At 37.2% G+C, this 19,664-nt stretch carries 17 protein-coding genes; 8 read left to right on the top strand and 9 right to left on the bottom strand.

The window, feature by feature from the left end; all coding sequences use genetic code 11:
* Positions 1-8: 8 nt before the first annotated feature.
* The 9 genes from CW752_RS13825 to CW752_RS13785 all read right to left on the bottom strand — a co-directional run bounded on the left by CW752_RS13825 (position 9) and on the right by CW752_RS13785 (position 10,058).
* Positions 9-1,907, bottom strand: coding sequence for an AMP-binding protein (locus CW752_RS13825; RefSeq protein WP_101240286.1), 1,899 nt, complete (start codon positions 1,905-1,907; stop codon positions 9-11).
* Between the two features lie 72 nt (positions 1,908-1,979).
* Positions 1,980-2,339, bottom strand: a complete 360-nt coding sequence (locus CW752_RS13820; protein WP_101240285.1) for a response regulator transcription factor — start codon at positions 2,337-2,339, stop codon at positions 1,980-1,982.
* A 9-nt stretch (positions 2,340-2,348) separates the two neighbouring features.
* Positions 2,349-5,051 (bottom strand): ATP-binding protein, encoded by a 2,703-nt coding sequence (locus CW752_RS13815; RefSeq protein WP_185117641.1) that lies wholly within the window; start codon positions 5,049-5,051, stop codon positions 2,349-2,351.
* Positions 5,044-5,238, bottom strand: coding sequence for a hypothetical protein (locus tag CW752_RS13810; RefSeq protein ID WP_101240283.1), 195 nt, complete (start codon positions 5,236-5,238; stop codon positions 5,044-5,046). Before CW752_RS13810 ends, CW752_RS13815 begins: the two co-directional genes overlap by 8 nt.
* 243 nt (positions 5,239-5,481) lie before the next feature.
* Positions 5,482-5,790 carry a GIY-YIG nuclease family protein gene (locus CW752_RS13805; RefSeq protein ID WP_101240282.1) on the bottom strand — a complete coding sequence of 103 codons (309 nt, stop codon included), beginning with the start codon at positions 5,788-5,790 and terminating at the stop codon, positions 5,482-5,484.
* A gap of 79 nt (positions 5,791-5,869) precedes the next feature.
* Positions 5,870-6,097 carry a DUF6814 family protein gene (locus CW752_RS13800; RefSeq protein WP_027372730.1) on the bottom strand — a complete coding sequence of 76 codons (228 nt, stop codon included), beginning with the start codon at positions 6,095-6,097 and terminating at the stop codon, positions 5,870-5,872.
* A 43-nt stretch (positions 6,098-6,140) separates the two neighbouring features.
* Positions 6,141-7,721 (bottom strand): MFS transporter, encoded by a 1,581-nt coding sequence (locus tag CW752_RS13795; RefSeq protein WP_101240281.1) that lies wholly within the window; start codon positions 7,719-7,721, stop codon positions 6,141-6,143.
* 378 nt (positions 7,722-8,099) lie between these two features.
* The gene (locus CW752_RS13790; RefSeq protein ID WP_101240280.1) at positions 8,100-9,479 is read right to left on the bottom strand and encodes a porin; all 1,380 of its coding nucleotides are present in this window, start codon (positions 9,477-9,479) and stop codon (positions 8,100-8,102) included.
* 162 nt (positions 9,480-9,641) lie between these two features.
* The gene (locus CW752_RS13785) at positions 9,642-10,058 is read right to left on the bottom strand and encodes a helix-turn-helix domain-containing protein (RefSeq protein ID WP_101240279.1); all 417 of its coding nucleotides are present in this window, start codon (positions 10,056-10,058) and stop codon (positions 9,642-9,644) included.
* 160 nt (positions 10,059-10,218) lie between these two features.
* Between CW752_RS13785 and CW752_RS13780 the strand changes: the two genes are divergently transcribed.
* The 8 genes from CW752_RS13780 to argH all read left to right on the top strand — a co-directional run bounded on the left by CW752_RS13780 (position 10,219) and on the right by argH (position 19,224).
* Positions 10,219-10,818: a GNAT family N-acetyltransferase gene (locus CW752_RS13780; RefSeq protein ID WP_228401781.1), complete on the top strand. Its 600-nt coding sequence runs from the start codon at positions 10,219-10,221 to the stop codon at positions 10,816-10,818.
* On the top strand, positions 10,790-11,986 hold the full coding sequence (locus CW752_RS13775) for an argininosuccinate synthase (protein ID WP_101240278.1): 1,197 nt from the start codon (positions 10,790-10,792) through the stop codon (positions 11,984-11,986). The genes CW752_RS13780 and CW752_RS13775 overlap by 29 nt, the downstream gene beginning before the upstream one ends.
* A 53-nt stretch (positions 11,987-12,039) precedes the next feature.
* The gene (gene argC / locus CW752_RS13770; RefSeq protein ID WP_101240277.1) at positions 12,040-13,005 is read left to right on the top strand and encodes an N-acetyl-gamma-glutamyl-phosphate reductase; all 966 of its coding nucleotides are present in this window, start codon (positions 12,040-12,042) and stop codon (positions 13,003-13,005) included.
* A 257-nt stretch (positions 13,006-13,262) separates the two neighbouring features.
* Positions 13,263-14,408 carry an aspartate aminotransferase family protein gene (locus CW752_RS13765; protein WP_101240276.1) on the top strand — a complete coding sequence of 382 codons (1,146 nt, stop codon included), beginning with the start codon at positions 13,263-13,265 and terminating at the stop codon, positions 14,406-14,408.
* 345 nt (positions 14,409-14,753) lie between these two features.
* On the top strand, positions 14,754-15,713 hold the full coding sequence (locus tag CW752_RS13760) for an N-acetylornithine carbamoyltransferase (RefSeq protein ID WP_101240275.1): 960 nt from the start codon (positions 14,754-14,756) through the stop codon (positions 15,711-15,713).
* Between the two features lie 90 nt (positions 15,714-15,803).
* Positions 15,804-16,598, top strand: coding sequence for an acetylglutamate kinase (gene argB / locus CW752_RS13755; protein ID WP_101240274.1), 795 nt, complete (start codon positions 15,804-15,806; stop codon positions 16,596-16,598).
* Entirely contained in the window at positions 16,573-17,655 is a 1,083-nt protein-coding gene (locus CW752_RS13750; protein ID WP_101240273.1) for a M20 family metallo-hydrolase, read from the top strand. Before argB ends, CW752_RS13750 begins: the two co-directional genes overlap by 26 nt.
* 264 nt (positions 17,656-17,919) lie before the next feature.
* Positions 17,920-19,224: an argininosuccinate lyase gene (argH, locus tag CW752_RS13745; RefSeq protein ID WP_101240412.1), complete on the top strand. Its 1,305-nt coding sequence runs from the start codon at positions 17,920-17,922 to the stop codon at positions 19,222-19,224.
* Positions 19,225-19,664: the final 440 nt, after the last annotated feature.

Raw genomic sequence — 19,664 nt, 5'->3', positions numbered from 1 at the left:
ATTTATGTTTAATTTCCGGTTTTACCTCTATATTCCCTGATTTTTTCCTGAATTTCCTCAATGATTTTTTCATCATCAATCGTTGATGGAATCTGGAATTCTTTTCCATCCAATAAGGTTCGGATAAGCTTTCTTAAAATCTTTCCTGAACGGGTTTTGGGTAAACGTTTGACAATCATGGCATTTTTTAAAAATGCAACAGCACCAATCTTTTCACGAACCATCCGGATGATATCCTTTTCAACTTTTTCTTCAGAAACAGTTGATCCGTTTTTTAAAACAACGGCAGCAAAAGGAATCTGACCTTTTAAATCATCATCAATTCCCACTACTGCACATTCAGCCACATCAGGATGCGACGAAACAATTTCTTCCATTTCTGAGGTAGAAAGTCTGTGTCCGGCCACATTAATGACATCATCAACTCTTCCCGTAATGAAAATATAGCCATCTTCATCCTGTATGGCGCCGTCTCCCGAAAAATAATATCCATTATACTGAGAAAGATAGCTGCTTTGGAAACGCTCATCATCTTTCCAGATTCCCAACATTGCTCCAGGAGGAAGCGGAAGTTTTATAACCAGATATCCTTCATGGTGTGGATCGAGCTCTAAGCCGTTTTCGTCAAATATTTTGATATCATATCCGGGAATAGGTTTTCCCGCAGAAGCTCTCTTAATATGGTAATCTTCACCGGAAGTCAGCAATCCCAGCATAGGCCAACCTGATTCGGTCTGCCACCAGTGGTCAATGGCAGGAACTCCGATGTGCTCTGCAAACCAGTCTAAAGTCGCTACATCGCATCTTTCACCGGCAAGAAATTGCTTTCTGAAATGGGTGAGATCATATTTTTTTACCAGTTCTCCGTTTGGATCTTCTTTTTTTATGGCTCTGATGGCCGTAGGTGCAGTAAACATCACAGAAACTTTGTATTCTGAAATAATTCTCCAGAATGTTCCCGCGTCAGGAGTCATGATCGGTTTGCCTTCAAAAATAATCGTTGTATTTCTATTGATTAATGGTCCATAAACAGAGAAGCTGTGTCCCACTGCCCAACCAAAATCTGATGCCGCCCAGTATGTTTCTCCGGGTTCAACACCATAGACATATTTCATGGAAAATTTCATGGCTGTGGCATAGCCTCCGGTATCCCGAACAATTCCCTTAGGTTTTCCTGTTGTTCCTGAAGTGTAAAGCAAATAAAGCGGATGGGTAGATTCAACCGATACACAATCAACCGGCTCTGATTTTTGAACCAATTCTTCGTAATCAATCAGTCCATCGAACATTTCGTCCTGATTGTCTGTTAGTTTTCGGTTGTATACCACGATATGATCAACTTTATCCTGTGCGAGTTCTATGGCTTTCTCTACCAGTGGAAGATATGGGATTCTTTTGGCAATCTCTACACCGGCAGTAGCGGTAATCAGAACTTTTGGTTTGCAGTCATCAATTCTTACGACCAATTCGTGCGGTGCAAAGCCTCCAAAAACGACATTGTGAATCACACCAATCCTTGCGCAGGCCAGCATGGCAAAAAGCGTCTGGGGAATCATTGGCATATAGATAACAGCAGTGTCTCCTTTTTGTAATCCTAATGAAGAAAGGCCTCCCGCAAGCTTTGAAATTTCTTCCTGAGCTTGTTTGAAAGTATACGTTTTCTTTTGATGGGTTACGGGAGAGTCATAAACAATTGCCGTCTGATCTCCAAAACCGTCTTCAATGTGTTTATCTATGCACAAATAACACATATTAAGCTGCCCGTCGGAGAACCACTCAGGGTAATTATTCTGATCTGTTGAAAGAATCTGTTTCGGAAACTGAAACCATTGTATTGCTTCAGCTTGTTCCTTCCAGAAAGCTTCCTTATCTTCTATACTTTGTTTAAATAAAATATCGGTATTCATATCAATTGTCGTGTGTTTGGTGGTTTTTTTTTGCCTGACCTTGTCAAGGTTTTAAACCTTGACAAGGTCAGGCTAGAACATCTCCTCAATCTGCTGCATCAGCTTCTTAATCGAGTAGGGCTTCGTTACGTACGCATCGGCTCCCATTTCCATTCCTTTTTCAATATCTCGCGGATTGTTTTTAGCGCTCAGGAAAATAACCTTTGTGTCTTTTAGTTTTTCATCCTGCTTAATGATGTCCAAAGTGCTGTAACCATCGAGATTAGGCATCATGATATCGAGAAGAATGACATCCGGAACCATGGTTTTTAAAAAATCAAGGACTTCTGTTCCGTCCCGTGCAATATAAACGTCATAGCCATTTTTCTTAAAACTGTATTCGAGGGACATTAATATTTTATGTTCATCATCGGCAATGATTATCTTTCTCATATATGGGTTTTAATGGTGTTCAACTTCATCTTTTATCTCTTTTATAGTTTTTTTAGGAATGCTTATGGTGAAGGTTACTCCCAGTCCGCTGTTTTCGGCTTTGATGCTTCCACCGTGAGCTTGTACTATTTTTTTAGAAATAGCCAACCCCAGTCCGCTTCCTGTAGGTTTTAAAATATTTTGATTTTTGGATTGATAAAATTTATCAAAAATCATTTCCAGATCTTCCTCGGGAATATGTTTTCCTGTATTGAAAATACTAATGATGACTTGCCCGTCTTTTTCAAATAATTTGGTTTGTATGGTGCCTTGCTCGTCTGTAAATTTTAAAGCATTACCCCAAATATTCTGGAATAGCTGAATCATCCTTGCTTCATCATATTCAAATATAAACTGATTTAAAAGATTAACCTCACTTAAATGAAGATCTTTTTGTTGGATCAGATGGAGGAGTGGGTTTACTGCTTTTTTATATGTTTCAATAATATTGTTTTCCTGGATATGTAAAGATATCTCTCCGTGTTGCAGCTTATCCAGATACAGGATATCGTTGATGATTTCGCTTAACCGGTCAGACTCTGTAATAATATTATTTAAAAATTCCTGTTTGATTTCAAAAGGAATGTCATCATCATCTGCTAAGATTTCCCCCGCAGAGCGGATGGCAGTGATAGGAGTTCTTAATTCGTGAGCGACTGAATCCAGGAAGTCATCTTTCTGACGGTCTTTAACGATCAGACTTTCATTGGCGGTTCGCAGGTCATCCGAAAGCTTCTGTAGTTCTTCGGACTGTTCGGTAAGTTTTTTATTTAAACTGATGTTTTCCTGAGATTCTTCAAGGATATTTAATACTTCCTTTAAAGATATTTTATCTTCTTTCGTAACACCTTCAATTAAGATCTTGGCTGAAGCAGTACCGATTCGTCCTGCCAGAAGGTTTTCTGAGAACTTAATAAACCGGGAATCTGCCGTTTCGGTTTGGGAGTCAATATTATATTTTAAATTGAAAATTCGAAGCGCTTGTTCTGTTTTATTTTTACCCAAAAATCGTTCAAGGATATTTTTAATATCCGAAACATAAGCCGTTCCTCTCCAGATAAATGCGTTTTCGTGATTTTGAATGTATTTGTCGATGTCTACATAGAGTTCGGCAAAATTCCGTTCCCTGTAATTTCCTTTGGTGCTTACTGAAATAATGGTGAATAAACCTGTGTTTACCAAAAGAGACCAGAAGAAAATCTGTGGAATCCTACCGAGATAAGGAATGGCGAAAAACTCAAAACCATCATACATATCTCTTAAAATTCCCTTGACTTCCTGGTTGTAAGAGAAATAATACTGCGGAATAATTAATCCGAAATAACAAATGACCAATCCGGTAGCTAACCCGATAACAGCTCCTTTATAACTTCCACGTCTCCAGAATAAGGCACCAAAAAATGCAGGAGCTAACTGTCCGATGATCACAAAAGAGATCAGGCCTACGGAATCCAGTGATGTTTTTAAAATAAAATATTTATAGAAAACAAAAGCCATAATGATCAGGGCGAAAATGCTGAATTTCCGGATATTGGTAATGTTTCTGGTATTTTGTTCCTCGCTTTCGGATTTAAACTTGCCAAGTAAACCGTAAGGAATAATCAGGTTGTTGGAAAGCATAATGGATAAAGTAATCGCTGAAATAATAATCATTGAAATACAGGAGCTTAATCCTCCAAGGAAAACAAAAACGGTAATTAAAGTGTTGTCAAAATGTTGTGGAATTAAAATAGAGTAGAATTCCGGATTGACCTTCTGGCCATCAAAAATCAACCTTCCGCCCCAGGCAATCGGAAAAATGAATACTGTAAATATCAATAGGTAAAGCGGGAAAAACCAGATGGCTGTTTTGATGTGCTTTTCCTGTCTGTTCTCAACAATTGCTGTATGAAACTGTCTGGGAAGGATGCAGATCGCCGTTGCGGAAATCATGCATAAGACCATCCAGTTCATCGCACCTTCAATTCCGTTGAAAGTGTTTTTTTCTTTAAAATCTTCAAACTGACTGGCTTTTTGATAAATATCCGAAAACCCATCGAATACGTAATAAATTACAAAAAAGCCAAGGATGATAATAAAGAATAACTTTAAAAAACTTTCCAGAGCAATCGCTGAGATGATTCCTAATCGTTTTTCCGAAGCATCTACATATCGTGTTCCGTAATACGACGAGAATAAAGCAATCAGCACAACTACGAATGTGGCATTGTCGGTCAGGATATCCTGGGACATGGCAGTTTCTGTTACGAGGTGAAAAGTTTCGGAAATTGCTTTGATCTGAAGTCCGATATAAGGAACGATAGCCAGAAGACAAACGATCGTAATGATAGCACTCAGGCTCCTGCTGTTTCCATACCGTAACGAGATGAAATCTGCCAGACTGCTTATTTTATTAACCCTGGAAATTCTTACGATTCTCGTATTAATGTAAATCCATGCAGGAATAATCATGATGGGGCCAATGTAAATAGGTAGGTAATTAAGTCCGCTCGTTGCAGCTACGCCGATACTTCCATAGTATGTCCATGCTGTGCAGTATACAGCCAGTGATAGAGCGTAAATATAAGGGTTGTTGATCCAAAGCTTGCTTCTTTTCTTTTCCGCCAGGTGCGCAACTAAGAAAAGAAGTGCCAGGTAAAACAAGACCACAAAAAACAATGCAAAACTATTCATCATACTTTTTTACAATGGCAAATGAAATCAGAATAGAAATCATCCAGACCACAAACAGATAGATTAAAATCATCGGATACCCGAAAACTTCCTTTTCGCTGTTGAAAAGAAGTGAGATGGGAATACTGAAAGCAATCATTAATCCAATGCTCAGAATAATCAGTTTTTGTTCGTGTCTCTTTTTCATAAGTGATAATTGATAAACGAGATTGCCCGAAAAGTCAATTTATTTGATTTTTGTCATGCCTTCTTTAAACCATTTCATTAGGCTTTTGACGAAGAAATAATCTTATTGAAAATTAGTTATTTGAGATTCTTCACTCCATTTTATTTCGTTCAGAATGACAGACTACAATATTTAATCTTTTTGTTTTATTTTCCCATTAGGGTTCTGTGTCATTCTGAACGAAACGCAGTGTAGTGAAGAATCTCATTCTATATTTTCATTAAGAAATTTCCAATTAGGATTGAATTCTTTAATCAAATTCTCTTTTTTTTCTCTGGTCCAACCTTTTATTTGTTTCTCTCTGGCTATTGCTATTTCAATGTTATCAAAATATTCAAAATAAATTAAATAAAAGCATTTATATTTTGATGTGAAGCTTTTTTCAATAGCCTCAGGGTTTTTGTGCCAATATAATCTGCTTTTCAAATTATTAGTAACTCCTGTGTACAATACTGTTTTTACCTTATTGGTCAGTATATAAACATAATAATTATGAGTTCCTAATGTTTTCATATTGATTTTTAGATTCTTCGTTGCAGTGCGTTTCACTCAGTGTGACACTTTTCAGACAGCTTCGTTCATCTTATTAATATTATATTTTGTCGTCAGAATACTCTCCCGTTAAGGCATAATAACCAAAAACAGCTAATCCGCCTGAGATAATTGGCATCAACACAAACAGGATGATAATCCCGAAAACCAGATCCTCCTGTTTTCCTGAAGAAATCTTTGGGATTCCCAGTACTGTAATTCCAAAATATCCTACCACCACCGCGATGGCAATCCAGAGAATACCTAATATTTTTTTTAGTCCGTTCATTTTAGTAGTTTTAAAATTAATAAAAATTTGATTGATTCAGTGTTTAATCATGAAGATTATTGTTCTTATTTTTAAGATAAAACAATCCGATGATCAGACATACCGTAGCCACTCCGATTGGATACCAAAGTCCCTCAAGATACCAAGTGGCGTGACCTGCATCTTTTCCTGTGGTGACAAGATAAGTAGCTACTGCCGGAAGAAGTCCTCCAAATACCCCGTTTCCAATATGATACGGTAAAGACATTGAGGTGTAGCGGATTCTTACCGGGAACATTTCCACCAGGAACGCCGCAATAGGGCCATAAACCATGGTTACAAAAATCACCTGAATAAATACTAAAAAGATAAGATACCATTTGGTGTCATCACTTAATTTTAAGCTTTGTGAAACCTTTGGTTCTTCCGCTTTTCCATCTTTCATAACAGGTCCGGTAGGAGACCAATGGGTGATGCTGTCTTTCTTGATTAATGTTCCGTCGGTATACAAAGTCTCTTTATGGAAGGTAATCAGGCTGTCAGTCGCAATATCTTTATGAATTTTTGCTGTTCTTTTTTCGGTGATTCCGTTAGCGGCTATCGTTTTACTTTCGAGGGTAACGCTTTTGAACATGCTGTCATAAATGGGTCTGTAGGCGAGGATGGCAATCAGCATACCTGTCATCATTACTGCTTTTCGACCAATTTTATCAGACAGCCAGCCGAAAAATACGAAGAACGGTGTTCCTAAAAATAAGGCCGTAGCCATCAGGGAATCTACCTGAGCAGATTCTACATTCATTACTTTTTGAAGGAAGCTCATTGCATAGAACTGTCCTGTGTACCAGATGACTCCTTGTCCCATCGCTGCTCCAAAGAGTGCCAGAAGAACGAATTTAAAATTGTATTTATTTCCGAAGCTTTCTTTTAAAGGATTTTTTGAAGTTTTTCCCTCACTTTTAGCTTTCGCAAAAAGAGGAGATTCCTTCATGTTTTTTCTGATGATGTAAGAAACGGCAACCATTAAAATAGAAATCCAGAAAGGAACTCTCCATCCCCAGGTATCAAATTCTTCAGCGGAGAGAGTGGTTTTGGTAATTAAAATAACGATCAGTGAAATGAAAAGCCCTGCGGTTGCGGTAGTCTGAATCCATGACGTCCAGTATCCTCTTCGATGAGGTTGGGCATATTCGGCAACATAAGTGGCTGCACCTCCATACTCGCCTCCAAGTGCTAATCCTTGTAAAAGTCTTAAAATAAGAACTAAAACCGGAGCCATAAAGCCTATGGTTTCATAACTGGGAATGCATCCGATCAGAAATGTAGAAAACCCCATAATTAATAAAGTAACCAGGAAGGTGTATTTTCTCCCGATAATATCTCCGAGTCTTCCAAAAAATAAAGCCCCAAATGGTCTTACCACAAATCCTGCGGCAAAAGTGGCTAATGTAGATAAAAACGCTGCCGTGGGATTGTCTGCCGGGAAAAACTTAGTGGCCAGAACAACAGCCAGGCTTCCAAAAATATAGAAGTCGTACCATTCGATTAGGGTGCCGAGTGAAGAGGCAGTAATAACGCCCCAGATGGTGCGGTTTTTCTGTCGGTCGGTCATATTTTCGTAGCTTTCGTGGTGATTTTCGCTCATATTGATTGATTTTGAGGTTAGTGGAAAATGATATTTAATTCATCCGAAATTGTTGAGAATTTGAAATTTATTTTTAAACCATTAAGGCTCTTTAAGTTGTTAAGGATAATTAAGGTGGTAGCTTACGCTTTTTAAGCTGCATGTTTATTTTTCATCTTTGATGAAGCTTAACTTCTCTTAAAATCTTCACTTTCTTAATGGTTCAAATTGTTTTATAAATAAATACTTGTTTATTTTTTCAAACCATTAAGATTCTTTAAGTAGTTAAGGATAATTAAGATGATAGCTTACACTGTTTTTAGCTGCACGCTTATTTTTCATCTTTGATGAAGCTTAACTTCTCTTAAAATCTTCACTTTCTTAATGGTTTAAATTGTTTTATAAATAAATCTGGAACTGTACAATAAATTCTCCTTTTGAAGAAGGACTTTCTGTAGGGCTTGTATAAACCGGCCTTGTTGAATATTGGGTTGTGATTTTTGCATGGTGCCCATCAATAAACCAGTTCGCACCTACATCGAATTGAGAAGATGATTTATCAAAAGCCTCGAAGCTTTTATGGGTATACGCTGCAAAAGGTTGTATTCTGATTTTTGGTTTTTCAGCCTGACTTGGCAATAGCAAACCGGCCTGTGCGTAGATAACATTACCTGTTCCGATAGTAGGTTGTAGATTTCCGGCCCCTGCAATAGCTTTGTTACCGATAAAATTAGGATCAGAAGCTGCGATGTTCATAGTTCCAAGATTTCTGATATATTTTGGACCGAAATTATAGTTGTAATATCCGGCGTAAGCGGAAACTGCCATTTTATTTTTTGCTTCTCCGAGCGGAATGTCTGCGAATGCATCTACAGCGAAAAGGGTGATGTCATGTTTTTCAATACTTGAATTCACGGATGTTCTAGTACCGTCTGCCTGATGATAGAATCCGGCTCCTACATTAAACACTTTTTTAGTTCCCAGATACGATCCTACCTTGAAAGGAAGTGTGTTGGATTCTTCGTCAAGGAATTGATATTCAACATATCCTGCCTTTGAAAAGCTCGGGTTTCCGTTGTTGTCTACCGCAACAGCTTTTGAAGGATCGGTGACATTAACAGGGGTGAGATCTGTGGCAAATGGCTTGTTTAAGCTAAAACGATATTCAAGTTTTCCGTATTTTCCTTTGGCAAACATTCCAAGCTGTCTTGCAAACTGGTCGGAATTATCGATAAGGGGCCATGAGAAAACAGGCGAGTCGATGGTAAGGAAATTCAGTGTTGAAGCCATGGTCATACGGGAAAGTCCCATGTAGTAATGAAGTCCTGCTCCTAAAGATAAACTGAATTTTCCGGCTTCTCCAGGTAAAATAACTGCATATTCGTTCCAGGCATCATGAAAAAACAATTGAGTTTTCTTTCCGTTTCCGTATCCTCCGGTGCCTGTGGTTCCTGTTGCTCCGCCATTGATAAAAGTTTGGTTGTTGATCCCAAAATGAAGTAGAATCATATATCTTTTGGAGATCTGTGCATAGGTCAGAGCGCGTAATCGTCTGTTCCCGATGCTCCAGGAGTTGTCTGTAGGCTCACCTCCTACCATACTTCCGGGATTCATAGAGGTGTTTCGTAACCAAAGTTGATCCCAGAGAATAAATCTGATAAATTTATCTCCGGCAGGATTAAGGTTAATTTTTAATCCGCTGCCATAATCTGGAGAACCTTGCGAATATAAGGATCCGCTGATTAGAGCCACTCCAATAAATGTAAGTAATTTCTTCATAAATTATCAATTTTTGGCGTTCTTTTTTGTGAAAGCCAAATTGTAATTAATAATTTATTTACGAAAATTTAATATATATTAATGGTAATACTATAGGTATATAGAAAAAAATAGAAAAACTTTTTGTGAAGTCTATTATCTATCCGTCTATTCTCTATTTGTCTATTTCTTAAACCTTTCCCATTTAATCAGCATGTACTTGTCTGCAAATTGAGTAATGATGATCCCGGAGTTTTTAATATTTTCTTCTTGAGCAATATACTCGATAAGTTCATTTTGTTTGAGGATTTTATAGACAGGGTGAAATTCAGAATGGGGTGGTCTCGTAATGTTATATTTTTTGATCCATGAGCTGATGGTGACATGAGAAACGCCGATAATTCTCTCGATTTCACGATAGCTTAAGCCTTCCAGGTAAAGCTGTAATGCTTTAGTGACATAGTAATCATCAATCTGTTTTCCCAGTTTTTTTACGGTAAAATAATAGTTGCAGTTTTTGCAGTGAAAGCGTTGCTTTTCGTTAATGATCCCGCTTTTTACCACTTTGTTACTGTTGCATTTAGGACATGTATTTTCCATAACTATAGTATTTTAGCAAATATATAATAAATTAGCAAATATACATTTTTGCGCAAAGATAATTTTACCTGTGTAATTTTTTAAAACAAAAAAAATATCTTTTTTATTTGCATTTAAAAGAAAATATATTTTAAATTTGCCAAAAAATTTAGATAAATAAATGGAAATAGAAATTTCCTCATGCGAACATCTAATGTATGTGAGTGAAATACAGCAGGAAATGTATGATTCTGCACAGCGTAGAGGAACGGGGATCGCAAAACGTTCTATCGAATATTTGAGTAAAAAGATTTCAGAGGGCAATGCTGTGGTGGCCACTGAAAACGGAGAGTGGGTAGGCTTCTGTTATATAGAGACCTGGTCACATGGGAAGTTTGTAGCCAATTCGGGACTGATTGTATCTCCGAAATTCAGGAACGGGGGAGTAGCGACTCAGATCAAGCATAAAGTTTTCCAGTTATCTAGAGAAAAATACCCGGAAGCAAAAGTGTTCGGGTTAACAACAGGTCTTGCGGTAATGAAAATCAACAGTGATTTAGGATATAAGCCGGTTATTTATTCTGAGCTGACTCAGGATGAAGAGTTTTGGAACGGTTGTAAGAACTGTGTGAATTATGAAATTTTAATGATGAAGGAGCGTAAAAACTGTCTTTGTACAGCAATGCTTTTCGTTCCTGATAATAATAAAGTAAACGGTGTTGCCCATAAGCAACCAGAAATTAAATATAACAATGAACAAGAAAGTCATCTTAGCGTTTAGCGGAGGTTTGGATACTTCCTATTGTGCTAAATATCTTAGTGAAACACTAGGGTATGATGTGTACGCAGTTACTGTAAATACCGGAGGTTTTTCGAAAGAAGAAGAAAAAGAGTTGGAAAGAAAAGCTTTAAATCTTGGGGTAAAGGAATACAGGTGCGTGGACGCTCAGGAGGATTATTATAATTCATGTGTGAAGTATTTGATTTTCGGGAATGTATTGAAAAATAATACCTATCCTCTTTCTGTAAGTGCTGAACGTACGATTCAGGCTCAGGAAATTGCAAAATATGCGATGGAGGTGAATGCAGATGCTATTGCCCACGGAAGTACAGGTGCCGGAAATGACCAGGTTCGTTTTGATCTGATTTTTCAGGTGATGTGTCCTGATGTAGAGATTATTACGCCAATCCGTGACATGGCTTTGTCCCGTGAAGAGGAGATTGAGTTTTTGAAAAGCCATGGCTATGAAATGGAATTCCATAAAGCTCAATATTCAGTCAATAAAGGTCTTTGGGGAACTTCTGTAGGAGGAAAGGAAACTTTAACCTCAAGAAATTATCTTCCGGAAGAAGCTTTTCCTTCTCAGATAAAAGAAACTCAGCCTTCAGAGCTTGAAGTTGAATTTAAAAACGGAGAAGTGATTGCTGTGAACGGTGAATGTTTTGAACACTCTGTATATGCCATTCAAAAAATTGAAGAGTTAGCTTCTGCTTACGGAATTGGTCGCGATATTCACGTTGGAGATACCATTGTGGGAATTAAAGGAAGAGTAGGGTTTGAAGCTGCGGCTGCTTCGGTTATTATCAAAGCACACCATTTATTGGAAAAACATACGCTTTCAAAATATCAGCAAATGATGAAGTCCCAGTTGTCTGACTGGTACGGAAACTGGCTGCATGAAGCACTTTTCCTGGATCCTGTAATGAGAAATATCGAGTCTTTCTTAACGGATTCTCAGAAAACCGTAAGCGGAAAAGTATTTGTAACCCTTCATCCATATCGATTTGTTTTAAATGGAATTGAATCTGATCACGATTTGATGTCTGATCAATTCGGAAGCTATGGAGAAGCCAACAGAGCATGGACGGGAGAAGATGTAAAAGGATATACCAAGATTGTAAGCAATTCTTTGAATATATATCACCAGATTAACCAAAATATCAATTAGTTCCGAAGGAACGATTTAATACAAGATAGGATGCTGTCCTATCAGATTAAAGCATGAAGAAAACAATAGGAATAGTTGGTGCCAATGGTTATACAGGAAGCGAGTTGATTCGTATACTGGCTTTCCATCCTTATGTGACATTGAGTTTTTTATATAGTCGTTCGAATTCGGGAACAAGAATATCGGATTTGTACCCGGATTTAACGACGGTTTGTGATCAGGTATTAACCAATCAGACAGAAGAGGTTGATATTCTTTTCCTTTGTCTTCCCCATAAGGAAAGTCAAAATTGGTTAACACAAAATCCAGTTAAGGATGAAACTTTGGTCATTGACCTTGGAAATGATTTCCGTCTCGATGGAAATTTTGAAAACAGAAATTTTATCTACGGATTGCCGGAAATACATAAAAAACAATTGGTAGGCTCGAAGAGTATTGCCAATCCTGGATGTTTTGCGACGGCAATTCAGTTGGCATTACTGCCGTTAGCGGAAAAAGGACTGTTGAACGAGGTTTTTACCACAGGAATTACAGGTTCCACAGGTGCCGGACAGTCTTTACAGGCCACGACGCATTTTACCTGGAGAAATGATAATATATCAGCCTATAAAACCTTGACCCACCAGCATGTGGATGAGATTTTACAACAGTTGATTTCATATAATAATAAAGAAGTAAGCCTGAACTTTGTTCCATGGAGAGGAGATTTTGCAAGAGGGATTTTTACAAGTTCCACCATGAAGACGGAAATGAAATTGGAGGAAATAGAACAATTGTATCAGGATTTTTATGCAGGGAAGCCTTTCGTGACGGTAAGTCCGAGGGCGGTTGATTTAAAGCAGGTTGTCAATACGAATCGCTGTGTGATTCAGATCGAAAAGAGTGGAAATGTTGCCGTTATTCATTCAGCGATTGACAATTTGTTAAAAGGTGCTTCAGGACAGGCGGTACAGAATATGAATATCGCAATGGGCTGGGAAGAAAATGCCGGATTACACTTAAAACCGATAGCATTTTAAAAGGTTAATCAACCAATTTTGAATTTTAAATCAAATCTGACTTAGGAAAATGGAGCGTTAAGAAAATTAATTCTATGAACGTTAAGAAAATTCTACTGTTCGAAGTGCGAGATAAATACAGAATCGAAGAACTAATTTCGAATTCGCACAAGTTTTAGAATTTTTAGTGAATAGAACTAATTTTTAGCGGAAGTTTCCAGGTCTTGAACTTTTGTTTCTTTTGTTTTAAGACAAAAGAATAATAAAAAAACAAAAAAATGAATTTATTCAACGTATATCCATTATTCAATATAAACCCGGTTAAAGCTCAGGGATCTTTCCTTTGGGACGATAAAGGAGAACAGTACCTTGACTTTTACGGAGGTCATGCGGTAATCTCTATCGGGCATAACCACCCGCATTATCAGACTAAGCTGAAAGAGCAGTTGGAAAAAATTTCTTTCTACTCCAACTCCGTTCAGAATGAATTGCAGACGGAACTCGCAGAAAAGCTTGGAAAACTGTCAGGATATGAAGATTACAATCTTTTCTTGTGTAATTCAGGAGCCGAAGCTAATGAAAATGCATTGAAACTGGCTTCTTTTCATAATGGAAAGAACAAAGTATTGTATTTCTCAGGTTCATTTCACGGAAGAACTTCTGCGGCGGTTTCAGTAACGGATAATCCAAAAATTGTTGCCCCTGTCAATTTCTCAGAAAGATTTATCAAATCGGAATGGAATGATATTGAGCAGCTTGAAAAGACTTTCGAACTCCACGGAAATAAAATTTCTTCCGTAATCATCGAAGGAATTCAGGGTGTAGGTGGAATTATGATTCCAACACCGGAATTTTTATCAAAAATCAAAGATCTGTGTGAAAAATATAACACGGTTTTGATTCTGGATGAGGTACAATCAGGGTACGGAAGAAGCGGATATTTCTTTGCACATCAGGAATTCGGAATTGAACCGGATATTATTACAACAGCAAAAGGTATGGGGAATGGTTTCCCTGTTGGTGGTGTTTTGATTCATCCGAAATTTGAGGCTAGCAATGGCTTACTGGGGACTACATTCGGAGGGAATCACCTGGCATGTGCCGCTTCAATTGCTGTGTTGGATGTAATGAAGGATGAAAATCTTATCGAAAATGCTCAACGAATGGGCGAGTACATTGAAAACGAAATTAAAGATTTACCACATATTAAATCAATCCGAAGGAAAGGATTGATGATTGGGATAGAACTCGATAGAGATTGTTCAGAAGTAAGGAAAAGCTTGCTGTTTGATCATCATATCTTCACCGGGAACTCCAATGATAAGAGTGTTTTAAGGATTCTTCCGGCATTGAATATCAAAAAAGAGGAAACGGATCTTTTCATCAATGCTTTAAAAATGGTGTTGGAGAGCATTAAAGATTAAAAGACTAAGAAGGTTAAGTACAAAATGAGAAAGGAAGCATAAATCTCTAACGCAATACTTGTCATTCCGTAGGAATCTAAACAGGGTAACTAGCTTTCAAAATTTTTTAACCACAAAAGCCACAAAAGAGTTTAAACATTTAAGTGATTTTAAGAAACTACTAAATGGTTAAGGAATACACTTAAGTTTTTGAAAATTTTTGATTTTCTTCTTATATGAACTTTATATACAGTTTCATTGTAAACTTACTTAAGTGTTCTAAAGCGTTTGAATAAAAACTTTTGTGCCTTTTGTGGTTGAATTAGCAATTAATGGGTAAACAAAATCTTTAAAATCAATTTTAAAATGAAAAAATTCACAACTGTAAGTGATGTTGAAAACTTACAGGAAATCATAAAAAAAGCTTTAGAAATTAAAGCAAACCCACTTTCTGAAACAGAAAAAGGAAAGGGAAAAACCATCGGACTTGTATTTTTAAATTCAAGTTTAAGAACCCGTTTAAGCAGTCAGATTGCAGCTCAAAACCTAGGGTTAAATGTTTTAACGTTAAATGCAGCCCAGGAAGCCTGGAATCTTGAATTTGCTGACGGAGCAGTAATGAACGGGGATACGGTAGAACATATCAAAGATGCCATTGAAGTTTTGAATCAATATTGCGATATTATTGCTGTACGTTGTTTCGCAGGAATGAAGGGTAAAGAAGATGATGTGAATGAAAGTATTCTGAGCCAGTTTGAAAAACATGCGAAAGTACCTGTTATTTCCCTGGAATCAGCAACACGTCACCCGCTTCAGAGTTTAGCAGACTGTATTACCATTACGGAAAACTGGAAAAAAGATCACAAGCCAAAAGTAGTTCTTACCTGGGCGCCGCACATCAAACCGATTGCCCATGCCGTAGGAAATTCTTTTGCAGAATGGATGCAGGAGATGGATGTTGAGCTGGTGATTGCCAATCCGGAAGGGTATGACCTGGATCCTGCTTTTACAAAAGATACAAAAGTGATTCATGATCAGGATGAAGCCTTAAAAGATGCGGATTTTGTTTATGTTAAAAACTGGTCATCTTTTGACGACTATGCCGCGATGCCTGAAGTAAAAGGAGACTGGATGCTGACCAACGAAAAACTGGCGAACACGAATAGTGCAAAAGTAATGCATTGCCTGCCGGTTCGTCGTAATGTTGAATTAAGCGATGAAGTAATGGATGGAGAAAATTCAATTATTTATCAACAGGCAAAGAATCGTATTTTCTCAGCGCAAGCCGTCTTCAGTGAAATTTTGCTATCCTTGTCAAGGTTCTAAACCTTGACAAGGATAGCAAAAATGAGTCCCAAAGGGACGATTTAACCCAAGATAGGAATCTATTCCTATCAGTTCTAATATAAAATAAAAATGAAACAGAAAATATACATCATAAAAATAGGCGGAGCGCTCATTGATGATGAACGATTACTGGATCAGTTTTTAGATCAGTTTTCCGATATCAAAGAAAAAAAGATTCTTGTGCACGGCGGAGGAAAGTTAGCGACGACTTTGGCTGATAAGCTGGGAATCGAGCAGAAGATGATCAATGGAAGGAGGATTACAGATAAGGAAACATTGGATATTGTAACAATGGTTTATGCCGGGGGAATCAATAAAAAGATTGTAGAAAAGCTTCAACAGAAAAAATGCAATGCCATTGGGTTTTCAGGTGCAGACGGAAATCTGATCAAGGCAAAAAAAAGAGAACATCCTGAAATTGATTTCGGATTTGTAGGAGATATCAATAAAAAAAGTGTGAATAGAAAGCTGCTTTCAAAATTGATTAAACTGGATCTTATTCCTGTATTCTCAGCGATTACACATGATAAAAAAGGAAATCTTTTCAATACCAATGCCGATACAATTGCCTCTGTAATGGCGCAGGCATTGTCTGAAAAATATGAAGTGGAATTATTGTACTGCTTTGATAAGGAAGGAGTGCTGGAAGACGTGAATGACCCTGAATCGTTAATCAAAACGGTTTCTGAAGAAGAATTTACCGTATTAAAGGAAGAAGGAAAACTTCACAAAGGGATTTTGCCTAAACTTGAAAACGCTCTCGGAGCGATAAAAAATAATGTAGATAAAGTGTTTCTGATTAAAGAAACAGAATTAAAAAACCATATAGAGAATCATCATGCAGGAACTGAAATCTGTTTATAATAAAGAAGAATTATTGAATAATGCGGTCGGATTGCTTAAAAATTTGATTGAGATTCCTTCATTCAGTAAAGATGAATTCAATACGTCGGTAGAAATTGAGAACTTTTTTAAAAAACATCAGATTCCGACTAAGCGCTTTAAAAATAATATATGGGCAGTGAATAAAAACTTTGACGTATTCAAACCGTCTGTTTTATTAAACACCCATCATGATACGGTAAAGCCTAATAAAGCCTACACACTTGATCCGTTTGTACCTGTAGAAAAGGATGGGAAATTGTACGGACTGGGAAGTAATGATGCAGGAGCTTCTCTCGTTTCTATGGCGCAGGTTTTTTTACATTTTTATCATAAAGAAGATTTACAATATAATTTAGTTATTGCTTTGACGGCAGAGGAGGAGATCTCAGGATTTGATGGAATCGAAGCTTTATTTCCGCAGCTACCCAACGTAGAACTCGCTATTGTAGGAGAACCCACGCAGATGAATCTAGCGATTGCTGAAAAAGGTCTTTTGGTGATTGATGGAGAAATGAAAGGTACTCCTTCTCATGCCGCTCATCCTAATGATGACAATTCGATTGTGAAATGTATGCAGGATTTGCAGAATATTTTAAACTTTAAATTTCCAAAAGTTTCGGAATATCTGGGCGAAGTTAAAATTACGCTGTCAGGAATTCATGCAGGAGTACAACATAACGTTGTTCCGGAATCGTGTAACTTCACATTGGATGTAAGGGTAACGGATGAGTATTCCAATCAGGAAGCTTTTGAAATCATTCAGTCTCAAATGAAATCTACCCTTACGGCGAGGTCTTTCAGGCTGAATTCCTCAAAAATTGAAATGGATCACCCGTTTGTAAAAGCAGGTCTTGAAATCGGAAGGACAACCTATGGTTCGCCAACATCCTCAGATCAGGCCATTATTCCATGTACATCGGTGAAAATGGGGCCCGGAGACAGTAGGCGCTCTCACACGGCGGATGAATTCATCTATATCAATGAAATAGAGGAAGGGATAGAAATCTATATCCGGATTTTAGAAAAAGTGTTATAAAAAGGAAGAAGGCTGGAAGAAGGAAGAAGGGAAGTTATTGCGGTTTATTATTAACTTCCAGCATCCAGCATCCAGCTTCAGGCTTCCGACAATATAAAATATGTTTTGACTACGCTCAGCAGGCAGCAAAGTTGATGTTTTTAATAAAGATTTATGCAAAAATTACCATTAGAAATGAAGACTTTAAATAAGGAAATGTTTTTTATAGTTAATAATAAGGATGCTTTGCTGGGCATGTCAAAACCAATTAATAAATCATATGTTATGAAAAAAATATGGCAGAAGGATGACCTTGCCACCAATATATTAGTCAACAACTTTACCGTAGGAAAAGATCTTGACTTCGACGAACGTTTAGCGAAATATGATGTTAAAGGTTCAATGGCCCATTGTAAAATGTTGGCAGAAACAGGGATTATTTCTCAGGAAGAATCCGGGCAAATGTTATATGTCTTAAATACAATCCTTGATAAAATTGAAGATGGTAGTTTTGAAATTGATAAAGAAGCTGAGGATATCCATTCTCAGATAGAAGCGATTCTCATTGAAGAATTGGGAGATACAGGAAAGAAAATTCATACCGCAAGATCAAGAAACGATCAGGTTTTATTGGATATTAAATTGTATCTTCTGGATGAGATCCGTGAAATAACAGCATTGACAGATGAGTTTTTCCAGATTTTAATCAAATTGGCAGATCAGCATAAAAATGTTCTGCTTCCTGGGTATACCCATCTGCAGATTGCCATGCCTTCGTCTTTCGGATTGTGGTTTGGAGCCTATGCAGAAGCTTTGTTAGACGATGTTGAAATGTTGTTTTCAACGAAGAATATCATCAACAAAAACCCATTAGGTTCGGCGGCAGGTTACGGTTCCTCTTTCCCAATTAATCGTGAAAGCACGACATACAACTTAGGTTTCCAGTCGATGAATTATAATTCGGTATATGCTCAGATGACGCGTGGAAAATCTGAGAAATTACTTTCGATGGCAATGGCGACTTTGGCAGGAACGCTGGCTAAATTTGCGTATGATGTCTGTCTGTATTTAAATCAGAATTTTGACTTCATCAGTTTCCCGAAAGAATTTACCACGGGCAGCAGCATAATGCCTCATAAGAAAAATCCTGATATTTTTGAGCTGGTTCGTGCACGATGCAACAGAATCCAGGCATTACCGAATGAGCTTATTTTGTTGACAAATAATCTTCCTTCAGGATATCACAGAGACGTACAGTTAACCAAAGAAATTCTTTTCCCTGCCATCGACTCGTTAAAAGAATGTCTGGAAATTGTAAGCTATACTTTACCGAATATCCAGGTTAAAGATGGAATTCTTGAGGATGAAAAATATAAATATCTTTTCAGTGTAGAGAAGATTAATCAAGAAGTGAAAAATGGAAGTTCGTTCCGTGACGCTTATGTAAAAGTAGGGCAGGAGATCGAAAACAATGAATTTGAGTTTGAACCCGGAGATCTTGATTATACCCATCAGGGAAGTTTAGGGAATCTTTGCCTGGATAAAATAGAATATCAGTTTAATAAACTGAAAAATAAATTATTGGGTTAGAATCTAAACCATTAAGATTATAGAAATACTTGAGCCGGATCAGTAGAAGCTTAAAAAGTTTTTTTTAGCCCGCTGTCTTTTTCGTTGTGAAATAAATCCTTAATCTTAATAAATCTTAACGGCTTAAGGTATCTTAATGGTTGGATTTTATTCCGCTCTTTGACTTCAATGGTTGATTTTTAATACTGACTCAAGTTGGAAATTGAGATTAATATACTGCTACAATTTTATCGGAGATAAAATCTTTGCGCCTTAAAACATAAAGCATATAAAATCTTTTGCGTCCTTTGTGTCCCCCAACATTTGTAAGTCTATAATTTTTAAACAACATAGACACATAAAATAACAAAACCTTTTTTATTCGTGTATTCTAAGACATGTGCAAATTATATCTTGTTAAATTTACAAAAGGTTCCTCTCTTTTTACCACTGCGAAGATT

The sequence above is a fragment of the Chryseobacterium sp. PMSZPI genome (assembly GCF_002835665.1).
GTDB lineage: Bacteria > Bacteroidota > Bacteroidia > Flavobacteriales > Weeksellaceae > Chryseobacterium.
The sequence above is the reverse complement of the archived record's forward strand: the minus strand, read 5'-3'. Positions and strand labels throughout refer to the sequence as shown.